This window comes from Gemmatimonadota bacterium (genome assembly GCA_026702745.1).
In the GTDB taxonomy this organism is placed as follows: Bacteria; JAAXHH01; JAAXHH01; order JAAXHH01; family JAAXHH01; genus JAAXHH01.
In genome coordinates this window covers 97513-117753 of record JAPPBT010000020.1, presented here as the reverse complement: position 1 = coordinate 117753, position 20241 = coordinate 97513, and the positions used below count along the sequence as shown (strand labels likewise).

Annotated in this window: 15 protein-coding genes and 1 tRNA gene; 6 read left to right on the top strand and 10 right to left on the bottom strand. The window is 63.9% G+C overall.

The window, feature by feature from the left end:
* The first annotated feature begins 3 nt into the window (after positions 1-3).
* The 5 genes from lepB (at position 4) to OXH56_03955 (ending at position 4137) form a co-directional block, all read left to right on the top strand.
* Positions 4-711, top strand: coding sequence for a signal peptidase I (gene lepB / locus OXH56_03975; GenBank protein ID MCY3554461.1), 708 nt, complete (start codon positions 4-6; stop codon positions 709-711).
* A gap of 78 nt (positions 712-789) precedes the next feature.
* Positions 790-1923, top strand: a complete 1134-nt coding sequence (gene hemW / locus OXH56_03970) for a radical SAM family heme chaperone HemW (protein MCY3554460.1) — start codon at positions 790-792, stop codon at positions 1921-1923.
* 61 nt (positions 1924-1984) lie between these two features.
* The gene (gene ddlA / locus OXH56_03965; GenBank protein MCY3554459.1) at positions 1985-3073 is read left to right on the top strand and encodes a D-alanine--D-alanine ligase; all 1089 of its coding nucleotides are present in this window, start codon (positions 1985-1987) and stop codon (positions 3071-3073) included.
* A gap of 294 nt (positions 3074-3367) precedes the next feature.
* Positions 3368-3440: transfer RNA gene (locus OXH56_03960), tRNA-Gly, on the top strand.
* Positions 3441-3495: 55 nt separating this feature from the next.
* The gene (locus OXH56_03955) at positions 3496-4137 is read left to right on the top strand and encodes a tetratricopeptide repeat protein (protein ID MCY3554458.1); all 642 of its coding nucleotides are present in this window, start codon (positions 3496-3498) and stop codon (positions 4135-4137) included.
* Here the strand turns inward: OXH56_03955 and OXH56_03950 are convergent.
* From OXH56_03950 to OXH56_03905, 10 genes are all read right to left on the bottom strand, one after another.
* On the bottom strand, positions 4124-4936 hold the full coding sequence (locus OXH56_03950; GenBank protein ID MCY3554457.1) for a sugar phosphate isomerase/epimerase: 813 nt from the start codon (positions 4934-4936) through the stop codon (positions 4124-4126). The two genes, OXH56_03955 and OXH56_03950, sit on opposite strands and share 14 nt — an antisense overlap.
* A gap of 33 nt (positions 4937-4969) precedes the next feature.
* Entirely contained in the window at positions 4970-5662 is a 693-nt protein-coding gene (locus OXH56_03945) for a phytanoyl-CoA dioxygenase family protein (protein MCY3554456.1), read from the bottom strand.
* An 18-nt stretch (positions 5663-5680) separates the two neighbouring features.
* Positions 5681-7396, bottom strand: a complete 1716-nt coding sequence (locus OXH56_03940) for a dihydroxy-acid dehydratase (GenBank protein MCY3554455.1) — start codon at positions 7394-7396, stop codon at positions 5681-5683.
* A 75-nt stretch (positions 7397-7471) separates the two neighbouring features.
* Positions 7472-8257, bottom strand: coding sequence for a DUF2953 domain-containing protein (locus OXH56_03935; protein ID MCY3554454.1), 786 nt, complete (start codon positions 8255-8257; stop codon positions 7472-7474).
* The gene (locus OXH56_03930) at positions 8254-8616 is read right to left on the bottom strand and encodes a spore germination protein GerW family protein (GenBank protein MCY3554453.1); all 363 of its coding nucleotides are present in this window, start codon (positions 8614-8616) and stop codon (positions 8254-8256) included. Before OXH56_03930 ends, OXH56_03935 begins: the two co-directional genes overlap by 4 nt.
* 86 nt (positions 8617-8702) lie before the next feature.
* Positions 8703-9269, bottom strand: coding sequence for a peptide-methionine (S)-S-oxide reductase MsrA (gene msrA / locus OXH56_03925; protein ID MCY3554452.1), 567 nt, complete (start codon positions 9267-9269; stop codon positions 8703-8705).
* Between the two features lie 302 nt (positions 9270-9571).
* Positions 9572-13327 (bottom strand): UvrD-helicase domain-containing protein, encoded by a 3756-nt coding sequence (locus OXH56_03920; protein ID MCY3554451.1) that lies wholly within the window; start codon positions 13325-13327, stop codon positions 9572-9574.
* Between the two features lie 122 nt (positions 13328-13449).
* Positions 13450-16731, bottom strand: coding sequence for an efflux RND transporter permease subunit (locus tag OXH56_03915; GenBank protein MCY3554450.1), 3282 nt, complete (start codon positions 16729-16731; stop codon positions 13450-13452).
* Positions 16728-17936 carry an efflux RND transporter periplasmic adaptor subunit gene (locus tag OXH56_03910; protein ID MCY3554449.1) on the bottom strand — a complete coding sequence of 403 codons (1209 nt, stop codon included), beginning with the start codon at positions 17934-17936 and terminating at the stop codon, positions 16728-16730. The genes OXH56_03915 and OXH56_03910 overlap by 4 nt, the downstream gene beginning before the upstream one ends.
* Before the next feature lie 3 nt (positions 17937-17939).
* Complete coding sequence (locus tag OXH56_03905) at positions 17940-19418, bottom strand: TolC family protein (GenBank protein ID MCY3554448.1); 1479 nt, start codon at positions 19416-19418, stop codon at positions 17940-17942.
* 282 nt (positions 19419-19700) lie between these two features.
* Here OXH56_03905 and cysC point away from each other — a divergent pair, with 282 nt between their 5' ends.
* The gene (gene cysC / locus OXH56_03900) at positions 19701-20237 is read left to right on the top strand and encodes an adenylyl-sulfate kinase (protein MCY3554447.1); all 537 of its coding nucleotides are present in this window, start codon (positions 19701-19703) and stop codon (positions 20235-20237) included.
* Positions 20238-20241: the final 4 nt, after the last annotated feature.

Here is a 20241-nt window from a genome sequence, read left to right as displayed (position 1 = left end):
CCCTTGGCAAGAAACAAGTCGCTGCTTAGAGAATACGTGGAAATCCTGCTGTTCACCGTACTGCTCTTCCTCTTCATACGGGCGGAGGTCGTTCAGGCGTTTCGCATACCGTCGGAGTCCATGGAGGCCACCCTCCAGGTGGGGGACTTCCTGCTGGTCAACAAGTTCATCTACGGTCCCGGCATTCCATTCACCGATATACGCATGCCCGCCTGGCGCGATCCCGAACCCGGCGATATCCTGGTGTTTCCCTATCCCCGCAACCCGGCGCAGATGTTTATCAAACGATGCATCGCCGTCTCCGGCCAGAAGGTGGAAATCCGGGACAAGCGCGTATACGTGGACGACGTGATGGTGGAGAATCCGCCGCAGGTCAAGTTCGATGATCCCTCGGTCAGGGCGGCGCACCGAAGCACGCGGGACAACTGGGGTCCCAAGATCGTCCCGGCGGACGCCCTTTTCGTCATGGGCGACAACCGGGACTACAGTTCCGACAGCAGGTACTGGGGATTCGTGGACCGGGAAGACGTGGTGGGCAACGCCTTCATCATCTACTGGTCCTGGGAACGCCACCGCGAGGACCCCGAACTGGTGTGGCAGTTCTCCAGGCCCCTGGAGAGCGTCGCCTCGCTGGTCTACGTACTGGGGTACAACATCGTGCATGTCCCGTGGCGGGTCCGCTGGAACCGCATCGGCAGAATCGTCATGTAGACCGTCGCGCGACTCAACAGATCGGGGCGCGACTCAGTAGTTCGGGACACAATCACAGCAGATCGGGGCGCATACCCATTGGCTGGCCTCTACGTTCATATTCCCTTCTGCAGCCACGCCTGTCCATACTGCGATTTCTCCTTTGAATTGCTCAAGGGCGGCCGGGTGGATGAGTTGCTGGGCGCCCTGGACGCCGAGGCGGGGCGGCGCGGCCGCGTATCACCCTGGGTCGATATCGTCTTTGACACAGTCTTCCTGGGGGGAGGCACGCCCACCTGCCTCACGGACCGCCAGCTGGACCGCGTCTTCCGGACGATCCATGATCGATTTCGGGTCGCCCCCCATGCCGAAATCACGGTGGAAGCGAACCCGGAAACGGTCACCATCCCCAAGCTGAAGCGGCTTCGTAGTCTGGGTGTCGACCGGATCTCCATCGGCGTCCAGTCTTTCTCCTCCGAAATCCTGCTGACACTCGGTCGTCGCCATACGGCGGACCGGGCCGAAGAGGCGTTCGCATCCGCCAGGGAAGCCGGTTTCCGGAACGTCAATCTCGACCTCATGTTCGGCGTGCCCGGCCAGTCGGCGGCGGACTGGGCGGATACCCTGGAACGGGCAGTTGCCCTGGACCCCGAGCACCTGTCGGTCTACGGCCTGACGATCGAGCCGGGGACCGAATACGCCCGGCGGGCGGAACAAGGCGCGCTGGACCTGCCGGACGAAGGGCGGCACACGGCCCTGTACTTCCAGGCCCTGGACCGGCTCACCGACGCCGGTTTCCAGCAGTACGAGATCTCCAACCTGGCGAAACCGGGTTTTGCATGCCGGCACAACGTATCCTGCTGGAGGGGCGGCGATTACCTGGGGTTGGGGCCGTCGGCCCACACGCGCATGGACGGACGCAGACTCGCCAATGCCCGCGGCCTCGCCGATTACCTGCAGGCCATGGATGAACGGGGAGACGCCACCGACATGGATGAAACGCTTTCGGTGGACGAACGTATACACGAGTATATCCTGCTGAGCCTGAGATCCGTCGACGGCCTGGACACCCGGTTGTTTCGAGACCGCTACGGGGACGACGCGATGGACGCGCGGGACCCGGCCATCCATGCCCTGGCCGGCGAGGGGTTGATCGCCAAACGCGGATCGCGGTTTTGCCTGACCCGCAGAGGACTGGCCCTGGCCGACAGCGTCTGCGAATATCTCATGTAGCGCCTGGCCGGATGTGGCGATGTGGCCGGTCCGTCTGGTCCGTGCAGAAAGTGAATATGACATGAAGAAAATCAGGGTGGGCATCCTGTGTGGAGGCCGGTCGGCGGAACACCAGGTCTCGCTGCAGTCGGCGCGGAACATCGTCGACGCCATCGACCGGGACCGGTACGAGGTCGTGCTGATCGGCATCGACCGTTCCGGACAGTGGCACCTGGGCGATTCGGCGGGATTCCTGCTCAATGCCCACGATCCGAAGCAGATCGCCCTGAACCGCCTGAGCGAGACGGTGACCCTCGCTCCCGGGGCGCCCAGCGACCCGGTGACGACCACGATGACGCACCGCCCGGCCGGAGACATCGACGTCATTTTCCCCGTGCTTCACGGCCCCTTCGGCGAGGACGGCACTGTACAGGGCCTGCTCAAGCTGGCCAACCTGCCCTTTGTCGGTTCAGGCGTCCTGGGATCGGCGGTGTCTATGGACAAGGACGTGATGAAGCGCCTGTTGCGGGATGCGGGCATCGCCATACCCGAGTTCATGACCTTCGTGTCCTCCGAGCGAAACCGGATCTCCTTCGATGAGGTGCGGGACCGCCTGGGCATACCCTGTTTTATCAAACCCGCTAACCTGGGTTCCTCCGTCGGCATCACCAAGGCCCGCGATGCCTGTGAATTCGAAGCGGGCGTGCGGGAAGCGTTCCGGTACGACCGGAAGGTCCTGGTGGAGGAATACGTAAGCGGCCGCGAGATCGAATGCGCCGTGCTGGGGAATGTCCGGCCCTGTGCCTCCGGCCTGGGCGAGGTACGGCCCACTCATGAGTTCTATTCTTACGAGGCGAAGTACATCGACGAGCACGGCGCCGAACTGGAGATTCCGGCCAGGTTGCCGCAGGAACTGACGGAGGAGATCCGCGCGACCGCCGTGGAGGCTCACAGGGTGCTGGCCTGCGAGGGCATGTCCCGGGTGGACTTTTTCCTGAAGGAGGACGGCGAAGTCCTGGTCAACGAGCTCAATACCATACCTGGGTTCACCCGGATCAGCATGTTTCCCAAGCTGTGGGAAGTCGCCGGCGTTTCCTACGCCGACCTGATCGACCGCCTGATCCAGCTCGCGCTGGAGCGGTTCGATGAAGAGAAGTCTCTCGAGACCTGACCCGCGCGTCAGAGGTCCGGTCTGGAAGCAACACGCCCTCCTGCGCCACGCCCTCCTGCGCCACGCCCTCCTGCGCCACGCCCTCCTGCCCCACTCCCGGCAGTATGTTTGTTTCACAGGCTTTTTATATTGTCAATGTTGATTGAAATAAAAATCAACATAAGATTTGGATTTGGACATACCCCGGGCCCACCATCATGAAAGGCGTAACGCTAACCGGTTTTCACTTGACACGGCGCCGGTCGCCGGGTTAGAATACCTTGTGCAGCGGCCGTCTCCGGTCCTGTCCATCCCGCGGGAATAGCTCAGTTGGCAGAGCATCAGCTTCCCAAGCTGAGGGTCGCGGGTTCGAGCCCCGTTTCCCGCCTGTCTGCCCTGTGGCGTCCCGGTCCACAGGGCGTTTTCTTTTGAGGGAGGTACCCGTGAGCAGAGCGGCGGTCGGCCCGGCCGGCCTTAGCGGCCTGGCCAGCCTTGGATTGGTCATCGCGGCCCTGGTGTTTGCCGGGTGCGGCGCGAAGACCATGCAGTACTCCGGTTCGCTCGATACGCCCGAGGCCGAATACGCGAAGGCGCTGAGTCTGCTGGAATCGGGCACCCATGACGAGGCGGAAGCGGCATTGCAAAGGACGATGCGGCTCGATGACGGCTTCGCGCCGGCCTACGTGGGGATGAGCCGCCTTCTTCTTGAACGGGGAGACGTCAGGGAAGCGATCCGGTACGTGCACATGGCCCGGATCAGGGACGTGGACTACGTGCCCTGCTGGCTGATGGCCGCACGCCTATATGACGCCGCCGGCCAGTACGAAGCGGCAGTGGCCGAATTCCGGGAGGCGATTACCAGGGATAAAGACCGTTTGTGGGCGGTGGAGAGCTTTTTTGACCTGGGCCGGACCCTGGAGAAGCTGGAAAAGCTGGAGGAAGCCCACGACGCCTACATAGAGGTGATTACCCTGGACCCCCTCCATCTCGAGGCCCGTTCTTCGGTGAAGCGCATCAGGAAGACCCTGGGCCCCGAATTCCTGATGCGGATCCGCTACGAGAACCGGGACATCATCCTTCCTTGATGAGGTCCTGGATGAACCGCACGGACCTCGACAGCGTCTCCCTTCTCTCCGTTTCGCTGTCCCCGGTGATGCCGCATTCATAAGCCAGGTATCCGTCGAAACCGATGTCCCTGAGGGCCGAAAGCCCGGCGCGCCAGTCGATATCTCCGGAGCCCGGTTCCTGGCGTGTGTTGTCGGCCATGTGCACGTAGCCCACGTAACGGCGTCCGATGCGCCGGAGCGTGGCCGGTGTGTTCGTCTCCTCGATGTGCATGTGGAAGAAGTCGCACAGCAGGCTGGCCGACGGCGGATCGCCGGCCCGCCGGATGATCTCGATGCCCCGCTCCTGCTGCCTGAGCAGGTGTTCCTCGTAGCGGTTCAACGGTTCCAGCAACACCTTCGTCTGCTGCTCCGCGGCGAATGCGGCCAGGTCCCGTACGATTTCCGTCAACAACTGCATTTCCAGGGTGACGGCGTCGGCCAGCGGCGTGAGGTCCGGGAGGCGCGGCGGCCCGAATATGGGCGGCAGGATGAGACCGACGGCGCCGAAATGCCCGCACACCTGCAGGTTCTCCTTCGCCTCGGCAATGCTGTGGTCCCGCTTGTCGACGTCCGGGTCCAGGAAGTCGAAGGTGCCCTGGCCGCAGAGCGAGACCAGCCGGATGCCGCGGTTCCGCAGCGCGGATTCCAGTTCCTCGATGCGCCGGGCCGGCCCTCTTCCCGATATCTCGAGGCCTTCGACATCCAATGACTCGGCGAAATCCAGTTTCTCGTCAAGCGTGCCGCCTGGGAGCAGGCCTTCCTGCAGGGCGATTTTCATTTCGTCTCCTTGGGTTGGAACAGACCGTGTCGGTTATGCGGGTCCTCGGCTTCGCGTTTCCATGGGTTTCGAAGTGGTCCAGACCGTGGATGTATCGGGCACATCCGCGTTCCGGTAGGTGGGGATGAAGGACCAGCGTTCCCGGCCGGACCGGTTCGGGTGGGAACTGTGCAGCAACTGGTCGTGGAACACCAGCACGTCCCCCTGTTTCATTTCCACGTCGATGATCGTTTCGCCCTCGAGCTCATCGTCGGAGACGCGGTTGGTGAATCCCCTGGCGTCCCGCACGGACGCATGATCCCGCTTCCGGCGGTGGGAACCGGGTATGACCTTCAGGCAGCCGTTTTCCGTCGTCGCGTCTTCAAGCGCGATCCAGGCGGACCACTTGGTCGCGCCGCCCCAGTACGCCTGGTCCTGGTGCCAGGGCGAAGCGAAGTGGACCGACGATGATTTAAACACGGGCTTCGCGCTGAGGAACTCGATACGCGGGCCGATCAGCGGCCGCAGGATGGCCGCCATACGGGGGTCGCAGGAAACCGATTCGAAGCGGGCCGGGATGGTGTCGCACATCCACACGTGAACGCCCGACGGTCCCGAGGCGTTTGCCACCAGCTCCTTCGCCACGGTCTTGCAGGCCGCCATTTCCTCCGCCGTGAACACGGATTCGACGAGAAGAAAACCGTTCTCCTCGAAGGATGAAGGGGCCCCGTCCGGCACCTTGAGCATACCCGTCTCCCGGGAGCGCTAGTGTGAGTCCCTGGCCACCGGCGCGCCGCTTCCGCCGACCAGGAAATCGAAGTCCACGCCCCGGTCGGCCTGGAGCACGTGGTCCACGTACAACCGGCAGTATCCCCGGTCCATCGCGGGTTCCGGAGGCGCCCAGCGGTCCCGCCTCCGTGCCAGTTCATCCTCGGGCACTTCGAGTTCGAGACGGCGCTGCCCAACGTCCAGCGCGATCATGTCGCCGTCCTGAACGAGGGCCAGCGTGCCACCCGCGGCGGCTTCCGGCGCCGTGTGGAGCACGACGGTGCCGAAGGCCGTGCCGCTCATGCGCGCGTCGGATATGCGTACCATGTCCGTAACGCCCTGCTGCAGCAGCTTCGACGGCAGGGGCATGTTCCCCACCTCGGCCATGCCCGGATATCCCTTCGGCCCGCAGTTCTTCAGCACCAGGACGTCATCCGCTTCCACGTCCAGGTCCGGATCGTCGATACGGTCGTGAAGGTCTTCGATATTCTCGAACACCACGGCGCGGCCGCGGTGCCTCATCAGTCCGGGCGACGCCGCCGAGGGCTTGATGATGGCGCCGTCGGGACACAGGTTGCCCCGGAGCACGGCGAGTCCCCCGGCCTTAGTCAGCGGCGCGTCCAGCGTCCGGATTACGTCCTGGTCGTGACAGGGCGCATTGGCCGTGTTCTCCCCGATGGTCCTGCCGTTCACGGTAAGGGCGTCGCGATGGATCAGGTCGCCCAGTTCGCGGATCACGGCCGGCAGGCCACCTGCGTAATAGAAATCCTCCATCAAGTATTTTCCCGACGGCATCAGGTTCACGATGCACGGGATGTCGCAGCCTAGTTTGTCCCAGTCCTGGAGGGAGAGATCGACACCGAGGCGGCCCGCGATGGCCAGCAGGTGCACGACCGAGTTGGTGGAACCCCCGACGGCCCCGACGACCCGGATGGCGTTTTCCAGGGCCTCGCGCGTGACGATACGGGACATGCGCAGGTCCTCCCGAACCATCTCCACCACGCGCGCGCCCGCTTCGTGGGCCAGCTTCATCCGCCGGGCGTCGGCCGCAGGGATGGCGGCGTTGCCAGGCATGCCCAGGCCCAGCGCTTCCACGACGCTGGCCATGGTGGAGGCCGTGCCCATGGTCATGCAGTGTCCAGTGGACCGGTTCATGCAGGATTCCGCCTCGAGGAACTCCTCCTCGCTCATCGTCCCGGCGCGCACCTCGTCGCTGAATTTGTAGACGTCTGTTCCGGACCCGATATTCCGTCCCCTGAACCGGCCGTTGAGCATGGGGCCACCCGAGATGGCCAGGGTGGGCAGGTCGCAACTCGCCGCGCCCATGAGCAGGGCCGGGGTGGTCTTGTCGCAACCGACGAGCAGGATGACCCCGTCGAGAGGATTGGCCCGGATGGTCTCTTCCACGTCCATGCTCACGAGGTTGCGGAAGAGCATGGTGGTGGGCCGCATGAGGGGTTCGCCCAGGGACATGACGGGAAACTCGACCGGGAATCCGCCCGCTTCGTAGACGCCCCGGCGCACCCGCTCCGCGATAGTCCGGAAATGGGCGTTGCACGGCGTCAGTTCCGACCAGGTGTTGCAGATGCCGATAACGGGCCGGCCGTCGAAGACGTGATCCGGAAGTCCCTGGTTCTTCATCCAGCTTCGGTGAATGAATCCCACTTTGTCTCTGGGTCCGAACCAGCGGGCGCTGCGAAGAGACGATGACATGCATGCTCCTGACTTAGATCGGTAAATGGCCTGTCGTTACCCGGTCTGGCCGGACGCCGACCAGGCCGCCTGGCGTTACTCGTTCCGCTCGTTCCGCCCGCTCCGCCGGGCCCGCCTGTCCGGCCGGGTCCGCTCGGTCCGCCGCGACGCCGACCAGACCGCGCGCAGCGTGGCGGGGGCGAGGACAAACCGTATGAAGGGAAAGAACAGGGTGACGGGGATGATACGGATCTCGCCCCGACTGTCCAGCTCGAATACCGCTTCGTCGAAATCGGGTTCGACCTGCAGCCGCACGCGCTCGGTGCCGTGGAGGAATCCGGTAAGGGCGCAGAACGAGCCCCAGAGCCGGCCGGTGTCACAGGGATTGTCCAACCCGAAACGGCCCGCGACGTGCAAGGAAACGAAACGAACGCATCGGGCCATGTCACGCAGGAATCTCAGCACGCCCCGGACGAATCCCCTCGTCTTCAGTACCCGGCGCAAGCGCTCCGCCAAAGCACGTTTACCGTCGGCCGAGGTGCGCGCGGAGGGGGCCTCCGGTCCGCCTGGTCCGTCCGGTCCGCCTGGTCCTTCCGGTCCGTCTGGTCCTTCCGGTCCGCCTGTCACGTCCGGTGCGCCTGATTCAGTCGATTCAGCCGCCGCGCGGGCCTTCCGCCTGCGCTTTCGCTTTCGGCCGGCGCCGCTCGATAGGGAAGGAGAGATGCGGAGCAGGCCGAACAGCCACCCGAACGTGATCCTGCCAGTGACCTCCTCCTGGCGAATGACCGAGAAGTTGATCGTCACGGGAATCGCCAGTAGCATCAGTATGGAGAGCAGGACGGCGACCGGTATGAGCAGATAGGGTTCGAAGTACGAGATCAAGGTTCAGCTTTCTTTTCCGATCGATGTTTCAACCACCGGTCCAGCACCGACTTCACGAGATCCGCCATCGAGTTCGTGGCCGAGGAGAACCCGGACTGGCCCGCCATGCGTTCCAGCCGGACTTCCCCGTCACTGACGACCAGCACGGCCACCGGTTGTACGCCTCCACCTCCGCCGCTGCCGCCCCGATCTCCTTCCTTACCCGATGTTCCGCCTCCGCCGAAGCCATATCCGATCCTGACCAGGGGGACGACCGTCGTGTTCCCGACCTCCACGGGATCGCCGACGACGGACTGCGCCCTGGTCATCTCTCTCATTTCACTTAGCGTGGTCTTGACCAGATTTTCCAGATCAGCCATGCAAGGTCTCCATTTTGGTTATTGGTCCGTGTGTCCGGTCGCCGGGTGCGTATGGCCGGCCGTCGGGTGCGCCGCGCAAGATCCTGTCAGTCGCCCCACAGTTCCTCGAGACGGCGGTCCCGGCCGCAGTTGTACCGGTAGAACTTGTATCGCAACGGGTTCTTGATATAGTAATCCTGGTGGTATTCTTCGGCCCGGTAAAACGTTGACGCCGGGGTGACCTCGGTCACCACGCGGTCGAACCGGCCGGAATCGATGATCTTCTGCCTGGATGCCTCGGCCAGCGCTTTCTGTTCCGCGTCGTGATAGAAGATCCCGGCGCGGTACTGGTTGCCCCTGTCGCAGAACTGCCGGTCGTCCACCGTGGGATCGATGTTCACCCAGAAGACGTCCAGCAGTTCCTGGTAAGAGATCTTCGACGGGTCGTAACGGACCTCCATGGCTTCCGTGTGTCCCGTACGGCCGGTCGTTACCTGCCCGTAAGTCGGATTGCGCGTTGTTCCTCCGATATAACCCGCGATGGTCGAAATGACGCCATCCAGTTCGTCATAGGGCGGCTCCATGCACCAGAAACAGCCCCCGGCGAAGGTCGCCAGCGCGATCTCGCCGGTCCGCACGGCCTGCCCGGTCTGCGCGATCTCGCCGGTCCGCATGTCCTGCCCGGTCTGCGCGATCTCGCCGGTCCGCATGGCCTGCCCGGTCTGCGCGATCTCGCCGGTCCGCATGTCCTGCCCGGTCTGCGCGATCTCGCCGGTCCGCATGGCCTGCCCGGTCTGCGCGATCTCGCCTGATCGCGGCGCGGGTTCGCCGCCGGTCCGGGCCACGGTATACACGGTGTACATGGTAAAGGCGAATAGTGCAGCGATGAGTGCGATCGGCAGAATGCGCTTTGCATTGAACATGGGGATCTCCTTTCACGATGACCGGACCCGTCCGGATTGCGTGGGGGATCGATCTAGCCGAACAGGCTCAACTGGTTCGTCGGTTTGGATTTCGCCTTTTTCCGCCGCCGGACCGGTTTATGCTGATCTTGCGGACGGTCGTACTGTTTCAACTGTTCTTCTATATCGGTCAGGAAGGGTGACGGCCGGGTGGCACGCACCTCCCCGAACAGCATGCGTTTCCCGGACCGAACCAGGTATAGCCGTTCCTTCGCACGGGTCATGGCCACGTAAAACAGGCGACGCTCCTCGTCCACGTCCGATACCTCGCCGCCGTGTTGCAGGGGCACGAGGCCGTCTTCGCACCCCACGACGAAGACGACCGGAAATTCGAGTCCCTTGGCCGCGTGCAGGGTCATGAGATGCACATGCTCAGACGCTTCGCCGAAAGCGTCGTATTCCTGGCTGAGCAGCAGCTTGTCGAGCATAACCGGCAGTTCCGTTTCGATACGGGCGTACCGGGCAAGCTCACGCAGGCTGTCATCCGCCCTGGGATAACGCCACTTCAGCTTGTCCCAGATGGAAGAGCGCGCCAGGTTCTCCAATATGTGGGCCGCCGTCCGCTTCTCCAGGTCGGAATTGATCGTCTTCAGGTCATTCAGCAGGGCTTCCACGCCGTTCCTGGATCGTTTCATGAGCAGGCGTGGGTGATCCATCAGCTCCGCCACGTGGTCGATCGTGATCTGCGTGCGTTTTTTCCAGAGTTCCTCGATGAGTTCCACGGTCCGGTCCCCCAGTCCGTCGATCGTCGAAGACAGGCACCGCAGTGCCGAGCCTGTGGTGACGGTCCGTCCGTCGCCCAGTTGAAGCAGGGTCACGAGCTCCTGCACGGCCGGACGGTTGATGAGGGACGTATCCCCTGCGACGTGATACGGTATTCCGCTGCGCTCAAAGGCTTCCAACAGGGCGGTGTTCTGACTGTTCATCCGGTAAAGTACGGCGATGTCGCCGAAGGATCGTTCCTCGCCCGGGTCCGCTCCGTCTTTCAGTCGTCCCGAGTCCTGGGAGAAATGGCTGGTTCCACCCACCATGCGTTCGATCTGGTGCACGACATATTCGGCTTCGGCCCGATCCGACGGGGTCTCCCGGATGACCAGGCGTCCCTGGACGTAGAGCGCGGCGACCAGCGGCGGCGCCTTGGAAACACCGGACGCGCGCATGACCTGGGACGAGGCGTCGAGGAGGTTAGCCGCGGAACGGTAGTTCTCACTGAGGTATCGTACCTCCGCACCGGGGAAATCGTCCTCGAAGGAGTGGAAATAGCGGGTGTCCGCTCCGCGAAACCCATAGATGGCCTGGTTGGGATCGCCAATGGCGGTGATCCGCGCGCCGCCTTCCACCAGGATCTTCAGCAGGTCGTGCTGGGCCGGGTTGATGTCCTGGTACTCATCCACAAAAACGTGGTGGAACCGCTCGTGCACGCTCTGCCGGAACCGCTCGTCCGACCTTAGAAGCTTGGTAGTCTCCAGAATGACGTCGTCGAAATCCAGGAGTCCATGCCGTCGCAGGAGCCGGGTATACGCCGACACGGTTTCCGGTATTTCACCGCTGCGGCCCGACGCCTTCCATCGGGCGACCTCCTCCAGCCGCCTCCTCCGCTGCACGGCGTTTTCCTGCGGCCACTGCGCGCGGGCCAGGCGGTCCTGGTCGTCGGGCGTCGCCACGCTCAGGCTGAAGGGGATGCTCGCATGGCGGGACCACTGGCGCATCAGGGCGAGACAGATTCCGTGGAAGGTGCCGACCATGGGGGTCGTTCCATTCATGGCGTTCGTGACAACCGTGTCGTCCGTGACAGCCGTGTCGTCCGTGACAGCCGTGTCGTCCGTGACAGCCGTGTCGTCTGTGACAGCCGTGTCGTCTGTGCCGTCCGTGCCGCCCTGCCCTTCGAGCAGCGTTCCCAGTCGCGCCTTCAGCTCCCCAGCGGCCTTGTTGGTGAAGGTCGCGGCCAGCAGGCGGCCTGGCGTGGTTTCGTGGCGCGCCAGGTACGCCATGCGGTGGGTCAGCGTGTGGGTCTTCCCGGTGCCGGGCCCCGCCACGATGAGCAGATGTCCCTCGCGGTACATCACGGCCTTCTGCTGATCTTCATTGAGCGGACCGCTCATCGAGGTCGCGTCTACCGGAGCTTCAGGCGCTTCCAGAACGGTCACGGAAGGCGAGGTTTCATGAGGTGCCCCGGAAGGATCCACCTGCACCGGTACCGCCCCGTCCGGACCCGTCTCAGCCGGTTCTGTCACGCCCGGGTCCGTGTCCACCGTCGCCTCCGGCACGGCCGACACTGAAGCCTCGACCTCGGCCTTCACGAACGCGACTTCGGCGTTCCCGTTGGTATGTACCGGAGACACTTCCTCCGCCTCCGGCGTATCATCCTCCCCCACTGCCGGCGTATCATCCGGCACGGGTTCAGCTCGAACCGGTTTCTTTTCCTTCGAGGGGAGATCTTCCAGCAGGGCGATCTGCGTGTCGGCTCCGAGCCGGTCCTCCGGGTTGAACAACTTGATCACCCCGTAATCTCCATCATACCCCGGAAGGATATCCACCTCGCCGACGCGCATGCGGCGAATGCCCTCGGCGATCAGGGAACCGCCGACCTGTGCGATGTCGTCTTCCGGAATGTCCAGGAGGATGTCGAGTTCGCTGCCCAGACGCGAGACCATGGCCTGGTAAACCGTATCCACCGTCTTGGTCCCGGGTCCGACCTGTTTCGCCTCGCCGATGATCTCGGGCAGGGGGATCACGCTGAAGAAGTGGCGCGCGCGGGGTGCCTTTTTCCCCTCCTCGCGGTCCGCAAGCGCTTCCACGCGGGCCATGACCCCGACGGTCACGGGCTTTCCGCAGACCGGACACAGGCCGTTCGCCTCGATCGTATCCTTCGGGTGCATCCTTCTTTCGCACTTCCTGTGTCCGTCGAAGTGGTACTTGCCTTCTTCGGGATAGAACTCCACCGTCCCGGCCAGTCCCTCGTCCTCCGGATCGGACAGGGCGCTGTAGATCGCGGGATAGTCGCAGGACGTGTCGAACAGGGTGGTTTCGCGGCCCAGCTTTCCGGGCGAATGGGCGTCTGAGTTCGATACGAGCACGTAGGGGTCGAGCTGCTCCAGCCGCCAGTTCATGAGCGGATCGGACGACAGGCCGGTTTCGACGGCGAAGATGTGTTCCGTGAGGTCACCGTAGCAGTCCGAAATCCGGTCGAAACCACCCCTGGATCCCAGGGCCGAGAACCAGGGCGTCCAGACATGGGCGGGGATGAGGCAGGCCAGCGGGTCGGTCTCGAGGGTGATTTCCAGCAGGTCCCGGGAGTCCAGTCCCAGGATGGGCCGTCCGTCCGACTGGATATTGCCGATGGCGCCCAGGCGGGCCTGCAGGGTCTTGGCGGCCTCGAATCCGGGCGCCAGGATGATGTTATGCACCTTCCGCACGCGGCCGAGCCGCTTGTAGATGTTCGATATCTCGACCGTCAGCATGAAACGGACCGGCGCCCGGCAGGCGGCCGGCACCTGGCCGTCCATCGCCCGCTCGAGCTCGGGTTTCAGCCTGAACAGGCCCTCTTCGGCCGGTTGCAGTTTCTCTTCCAGCTCATCCATCCAGCCCGGGTGCACGAAATCCCCGGTGCCCACTACCCGGATGCCCTTCAGCTGGGCCCACTTGTACAGGTGCTCCAGGTTCAGGTTCTTGCTGGTCGCTCTCGAGTAATGGGAGTGGAGATGCAGATCGGCGTGGAAGGGCAAGGCGTTCCCCGTTCGTTGATCCGTCGCGGATTCCGTCCGCCGCAAGTACCCGGTTCCCGGTCAATCCGGCGTTGCCGCACCTGTTGGAAAGATGGGGGAATACACGGGTTCGGGCAAGGAGTTTGTATGGTCCGGGCGAGGTGGTCCGGGCGATGCGGGCCGGGTGGTCAGGAAGCCGGTGATTCGGCCGCTTCGCCCGGTTCCAGGACCTGTCCGCTCAGCCGTTTCCGGACGGTGGACAGGACGGCGAGTCCGTCTTCGAGGATGTAGTAGCAGATAGGAACCAGGACCAGCGTGATGGCGGTCGCGAACAGCACGCCGAATCCGAGGGATATGGCCATTGGGATGAGGAACTGCGCCTGAAGGCTCCTCTCCATCAGGATCGGAATCAGTCCGGCGAAGGTTGTGAGCGAGGTCAGCAGTACGGGCCGGAACCGGGCGACCCCCGCGTTCCGGATGATCTCGTGCAGGTCCGCGTCGGGTCCCGCACGTTCGCGCCCGCGGTTGATGAAGTCCACCAGCACCAGGCTGTTGTTCACTACGACGCCGGACAGCGCGACGATGCCGAAGAGGGAGAGCAGCGAAATCGCGAATCCCATGATCAGATGGCCCAGGACCGCCCCCACGATGCCGAAGGGGATGACGCTCATGATGATCATGGGCTGCACGTAGGACTTGAAGGGGATGGCCAGCAGTCCGTAGATCACGAGCAGGGCGACCATGAACCCGAAGCTCAGGCTTTCGATGGACTCCTGCTGGTTGCGCTGCTGTCCCTCCAGCGTGTAGGTCAGGCCCGGGTACTTAGCCATCAGCGACGGCAGGTACGAGGACGTGAGGTCGCTGAGCACGTCATTGGAACTGGCGACGGCGTCGTTCACGTCGGCGGTGATGGTGATGACGCGTTTCCGGTCCGTCCGACGAATATTGGAATAACCTCTTCCCATTTCCGCGCGCGCCGCGAGAGAGAAGGGTACTTCGATGCCGGCCGGCGTCCGGATGCGCATGTTCTCCATGTCGCCCAGGGACCGCCTTTCCGATTCGGGATAACGCACCATCACGCGGACGTCGTCCCGGCCCCGTTGGATCCGCTGGGCTTCTTCACCGAAGAAGGCCTGCCGGACCTGCCGGGAAAGCCCCGCCATGGTGATGCCGAGGGCCTCGCCTTCGGGGGTTACGTTCAGTCTGATCTCCTGCTTGCCCGGCCTGAAATCGTCCGCCACGTCCATGACGCCGTCGTAGTTCGCCACCGTACTTTTCAATTCGGCGGTCGCCTGCAGCAGCGCTTCGGGATCGGGGCTGGACAGTTCGATGTTGATCGCCTCGCCCGCGTTGAAGAGGGAGGAGGTGAACGAGAGCTCCACGACGTCCGGTATCGGACCGATGAGCTCCCGCCAGCGGTTCACGATTTCCTCGCCGCTGATGTTCCGGGTCTCCGAAGGGGAAAGGCCCAGCACGACTTCACCGATGTGGGAGGACCGGGCGGACCCGATGATGCTCCCCGCGTTCTGCTGCGCCCGGGCGGCGTTCGGCTGTTCGCCGATGGCCGCCATGATGTTCCGTATGACCTCGGTATCGCTCCCGGGGTCGTCGCGGGCGATTTCGTCGCCGACCTGTCTCTGCAGCAGTACGGCGCTGTCTTCGATCAGCGCGATATACCGGTCGGTGACCTCGGCGGGCGTGCCCTCGGCCAGGGTAAGGTGCGCCGAGACGAATTCGTTCTCCACGGTCGGGAAAAACACGAAGCGGAGGATGCCGCCGGCCACGAGTCCGGTGGTGAGGATGATCGCGCCGACGCCGATGGACAGGGTGAGGTACCGCCAGGAGAGGGCTTTTTTAAGTAGAGGGACGTAGACGCCTTCCACGAATCGCCGGAGATACCGGGCCACGTTGTCCTGCAGTTCGTACAGCCACTTGTCGGCGTAGAAGAGCACGAGGTAGAAGGGCCTGATCAGCAGGAACGTTCGGGGCAGCGGATCTTCCTTCTTCTTCGGCTGGCCGTGGCGCAGGTGGGTGGGCAGTATGAGCAGGGATTCGATCAGGGAGAAAAGCAGCATGAGGATGATCACGATGGGAAAAACCTCGAAGAATTTCCCCATGAGCCCATCCACGAAGAACATGGGCATAAAGGCGACGATCGTCGTCAGTACCGCGAAGGTAATGGGCTTGGCGATCTCCTGGACACCCATCCGCGAAGCCGTCGCGGGTTCCACTCCCCTTTCCTGGTGCGCGTAGATGTTCTCTCCGGCGATGATGGCGTCGTCCACCACGATGCCGAGCACCATGATGAAGGCGAATAGCGAGAGCATGTTGATGGAAGCGCCCACCAGCGGCATCATCCAGAAAGTGCCGAGAAAGCAGATGACGATACCCAGGGCGACCCAGAACGCCAGCCGGATGCGCAGGAACAGGGCCAGGCAGAGGAATACGAGCATAAAACCCAGCTGGCCGTTGTTGATCATCAGGTCGAGCCGGCTTTCGAGGAGCCGGGACTGGTCCTGCCAGGTGATCAGTTCGACGCCGTCCGGCAGTTCCGCCTGCCTGGCAGCCACGTATCGATGCACGGCGCCGGAGACGTCGAGGATATTCTCATTGCCCACGCGGAAGACCTTCACCAGGGCGGCCGGTTTTCCGTCGAACCGGGAAGAGACGTCCGTTTCCGCGAATCCGTCGACGACCCGGGCCACGTGGCTGAGGAGTAGCCGCGTACCGTCGGAGCGGGACCGCAGCACGATCCGGTCGAATTCGGATCCGACCAGGGCCTGTCCCTTCGATCGGAGCAGGATTTCGCCGCCAGGGGTCTTCACCGATCCGCCAGGCAGGTCGAGCGAGGAATTCCGCACGGCGCCGACGACCTCGGAGAAAGTCAGCCCGTAGCGGCGGAGCGCGGCCTCGGAAACCTCGATCGATATCTCGTACGGCCGGACGCTCGCCAGGGTCACATTGCTGATCTCCGGCTGGGCCAGCAGGTCTTCCCGGATCTCTTCGGCCAGCCGTTTCATGGACGGCTCGTCCAGCCTCCCGGCCACGGCGACGTCGATAACCTGGCGCCGGAAGATGATCTCCTGGATCACAGGTTTTTCCGTTTCCGCCGGGAAGGTGTCGATGGCGTCCACGCGGGACTTCAGATCCTGCAGCAACGTCCGTGCGTCGGCGTCAGGGTCCACCTCGACCTGGATCCTGCCGACCCCTTCCGACGCGGTGGAACTCAGCTTCTTGATGCCGTCCAGGTCCTGAATAGCTTCTTCCACCCGGACGCATACCGCTTCTTCCACTTCGGCCGGCGCCGCGCCCAGGTAGGGGACCGTGATGATGACGAGGTCGGTCTCGAACTCGGGAAAGATCTCGACCTTTAACCGGGAAATCATCAGCAGTCCGCCCACGATGATCGTCATCATGAGCAGGTTGGCCGCCACGTTGTTGCGGGCGAACCAGGCCAGTACGTAGTTCATCTGCCCGTGCCTTCCTCTTCCTGTACGACGGTTCCGGACGAGCCCGTTTCGAGTACGCGCACTTCCATGCCGTCCACCTGGGTTTCGAGGACGGACAGGCAGACGCGTTCGCCCGTCTCGATTCCGCTTAGGATGTATACCTGGTCGGACGCTATCCGGAGGATCTCGACACGCCGGAAACGAAGCCGGTTTTCGCCATCGACGACGGCGATCCGGTTCTCGCCATGCATGGCCGTACGCGGCAGTACCGCCACATCGGAATAGCGCTTGCCCATGATCTCCGCTTCGATGAACATGCCGATGCCCAGGGGCGGCCGGTCGGGATCTGCGCCCCGGCCATAAGGATTCTGAACTCTGGCCACCGCGTAGACCATCCGGCTCATGGGGTCGATTTCGCCTTCCATGCGGACCACCGTGCCGTCCCATCGGTGCCGCCGGCCGCCGAATTCGGCGCTGATCACGACCGGGGGGCCCGCGGCGCGGGGCGTCTCGCCGCGGAACTGCATGGGCGTATCGAAGAAGGCCAGTTCTTCGTCGGGGATGGGCAGCCGTATCTCGGCGTAGTTGATGGCATAGATGGTCGCCAACGCCTCGCCCCGCCGGAGGAACTGGCCCACGTCCACGTTCTTCTTCCTGACCCTGCCGGCGTAGGGCGCGCGGATCTCCGTTCGATCCAGATTAAGCTTCGCCTGCTGAAACGCCGCGATGGACGCTTCCAGGTTGGCCCGGGCCTGGGCCAGTTGAGGTTCTCTCAGGACAAGCGGCATGGGTTCGCCCGATCCCAGCCGACTCCACTCGTCCTGGGCGAGGCGGGCTTCCTCCTGCTCGATCTGCAGCGCGGTGGCGAACCGGGCCGTATCCGCGGCGGCCCGCGTGACCGCCAGTTCCGCGTCGCGCGGGTCGAGGCGCACCAGCAGTTCGTCTCTTTCGAAGAACCCGCCGGGTACGAAGGAAGGCGACACGAAGACGATCTGACCGTCCGTCTCGGCCGAAAGCGCGCTCTCGGTCCTCGGCATCACCGCGCCCTGGGACCGTACCGAGAGCCTTACCGTGTCCAGCGTCGCGACGGTCGTGCGAACCAAAGGAGGTGGGATGTCCGGCATCCTGCTTTCCACCACGGGCCGGCTGCGGACCAGGAAGACCATGATCAGCACAGATCCCGCGACAATGGCTAGCGGAAGAGTTATTCTAAGCCACTTGTTCATTTTCTACTCCTGTACATCTCCTGGTTCCCCGATGGCTCGTAGATCTCCTGGTTCACCGGTTTCCGGTAACATACCTTCGAATCCGCCGCCCAGCGCCAGGTAGAGGTCCACCCGGGCGTCCAGCCGTTGGCGCCGCACGGCCAGGTACTGTCCCTCGGAATCGAAGGCGCGCCGCTGGGCGTCCAGCATGGTGATCACATCGCTCAGTCCGCCGTGATATCGCGATTCCGCCAGTTCGCGGGCGGCCGCGGCCTGCGTCGTGGCCTCCAGAAGCGCGGCTTCGCGCCGCCTGAGGAGCCCGTCCGCCGCCAGGGCGGTTTCCACCTCCCCGTAGGCGCGCAGGGCCCGGTCCGCGAAGTTCGCCAGGACCTGGTCCCTGTTGGCCTCGGCCAGGTCCACGCCCGCACTGAGCCTTCCGCCCTGGAACAGGGGTTGCAGCAGGCTGGACACGAGGCTCCAGACGATGAAATCGCCATCGAGGAGGTCGGTCAGCGCGGCCGTGGACGTCCCGCCCGAACTGGTAAGGCGAATGGCCGGGTACCGCGCCTTCTTCGCGACGCCGATACGGGCGCCGGCCGCGGCGAGCTGCCGCTCGGCCAGCATCAGGTCCGGCCGGCGCGCGATGAGATCGGCGGGCAGTCCGGCCGGCACGGTCGAGGGTACGGGGGGAAGGTCTGAAGTGATGGCGAGTTCGGCCGAGGGATACCTGCCGAGCAGAATCTCGAGCTGCCGGACGACGCCGTCGTATGCCTGCATCCGCTGGAGGACGACGGCCTCGGCCGCGGCCACGTTGGCCAGTGAAAGGCGGAGGTCGAGAGCGGGTCTGAGTCCGCGGGCGTACCGGTTCTCGATCCGTTCGTTCACTTCGCTGAAATTGTCTCTCGTCGCCCGGGCCAGCTCGAGTTGGCGGCGGGCTTCTATGGCGGCGAACCACGCCTTGGCGGTCTGGCCGGCCACGGAGGAACGGATGCCGTAGAGGTCTGCCTGTGATCCCTGCAGATCCGCCAGCGCGGCCGCCTTGTCATCGCTCAGCCGGCCCCACAGATCGATCTCCCAGTTGATGTTCGTCGACACGCCGTAGTTCGTCGACGTCGTCTTCAGCACACCGCCGTTCCCGCCGGGAATCGGGAATCCGATGAAGTTCCGCCGTGTCCTGGTACGGTTGAAATCCAGGCTGACCTGGGGCAGCAGGGGAGCGCCCACGATGCGTGCCTGGGCCCGTGCGGCCTGCATTCGGCCGGTGACCGACTGGAGTTGGAAGTTGCGGGAGAGGGCTTCGTCGATGAGCCCGTCCAGCCGGGCGTCGCTGAAATCCGACCACCAGCGCGCATCGATCGTGCCGCCTTCCGACGGCGCGGCAGTCCACTGCAGGGGTACCGGGGTATCAAGGGACGGATGCTGCGGCTTCGGCGCCGAAGCGCAGCTCGATACCAGTGCCGCGGACACGAATGCGAACACGAGCATGGCCATGGCTGATCGCAAGAAAACCTCCTGCCGGGCGGTGGCGGCGATCCTTGTTGCACGCCTGTCCGGACGAACGTCGAACACAGGGGAAACTCGGAACATCGGTTGTTTCCGTCAAGGCATTTCATCGTTGGACAGCCCGCAGGATAAACCCTTGCGGCCCATTTCATATATCTGTTGCAATTCGTTCGCGGCTGCATTATATGGTATGCGCCCCGGGCGGGCCGGACGGACCGGTCGCCCCGGGCGGACCAGGCGGACCAGGCGGACCAGGCGGACGGGCAACACAGGAGAAGAGGCATGGGGGATAGGCCGCGCGAAGCGAAAAAGCCCTTTGTCCTGTGGTTCACCGGGTTGTCCGGATCGGGAAAGAGCACGATCGCGGACCGGGTCCACCGACAACTGCAGGTGCGCAGGATCAAGGCGGAACGCCTGGACGGAGATGAAATCCGGGCCGTTTTCCCCGATACGGGGTTCGACAGACCCGGACGCATGGCCCACATCGCCCGTGTGGGTTACCTGGCGTCGGTCCTCGAGCGAAACGGCATCTGTACGATCGTGTCGCTCATTTCGCCTTACCGGGAAGCCCGGGATGAAGTACGGCAACGTTGCGAGCGGTTCATCGAAGTGCACCTATCTACGCCCCTGGAAGTATGCGAGGCCCGGGACGTAAAGGGACTGTACGCCAGGTCGAGGCGGGGCGAGATCAGCGGGTTTACCGGACTGGACGATCCCTACGAAGCACCGGAAGCACCGGAATTGCGCATCGACACCTCGCGGCTGACCGCCGCGGAATCCGAGAAGATGGTCATAGACCACATCACCCCCTTGCTGTAGCATC

Coding starts and splice junctions, on each gene's coding strand:
- cysC (MCY3554447.1), top strand. CDS start 19,701: ATGGGGGATAGGCCGCGCGAAGCGAAAAAGCCCTTTGTCCTGTGGTTC.
- OXH56_03945 (MCY3554456.1), bottom strand. CDS start 5,662: ATGCTCAAGGTGCCGGACGGGGCCCCTTCATCCTTCGAGGAGAACGGT.
- OXH56_03950 (MCY3554457.1), bottom strand. CDS start 4,936: ATGAAAATCGCCCTGCAGGAAGGCCTGCTCCCAGGCGGCACGCTTGAC.
- OXH56_03930 (MCY3554453.1), bottom strand. CDS start 8,616: ATGGCTGATCTGGAAAATCTGGTCAAGACCACGCTAAGTGAAATGAGA.
- OXH56_03915 (MCY3554450.1), bottom strand. CDS start 16,731: ATGAACTACGTACTGGCCTGGTTCGCCCGCAACAACGTGGCGGCCAAC.
- OXH56_03910 (MCY3554449.1), bottom strand. CDS start 17,936: ATGAACAAGTGGCTTAGAATAACTCTTCCGCTAGCCATTGTCGCGGGA.
- ddlA (MCY3554459.1), top strand. CDS start 1,985: ATGAAGAAAATCAGGGTGGGCATCCTGTGTGGAGGCCGGTCGGCGGAA.
- msrA (MCY3554452.1), bottom strand. CDS start 9,269: ATGCGGACCGGCGAGATCGCGCAGACCGGGCAGGCCGTGCGGACCGGC.
- OXH56_03940 (MCY3554455.1), bottom strand. CDS start 7,396: ATGTCATCGTCTCTTCGCAGCGCCCGCTGGTTCGGACCCAGAGACAAA.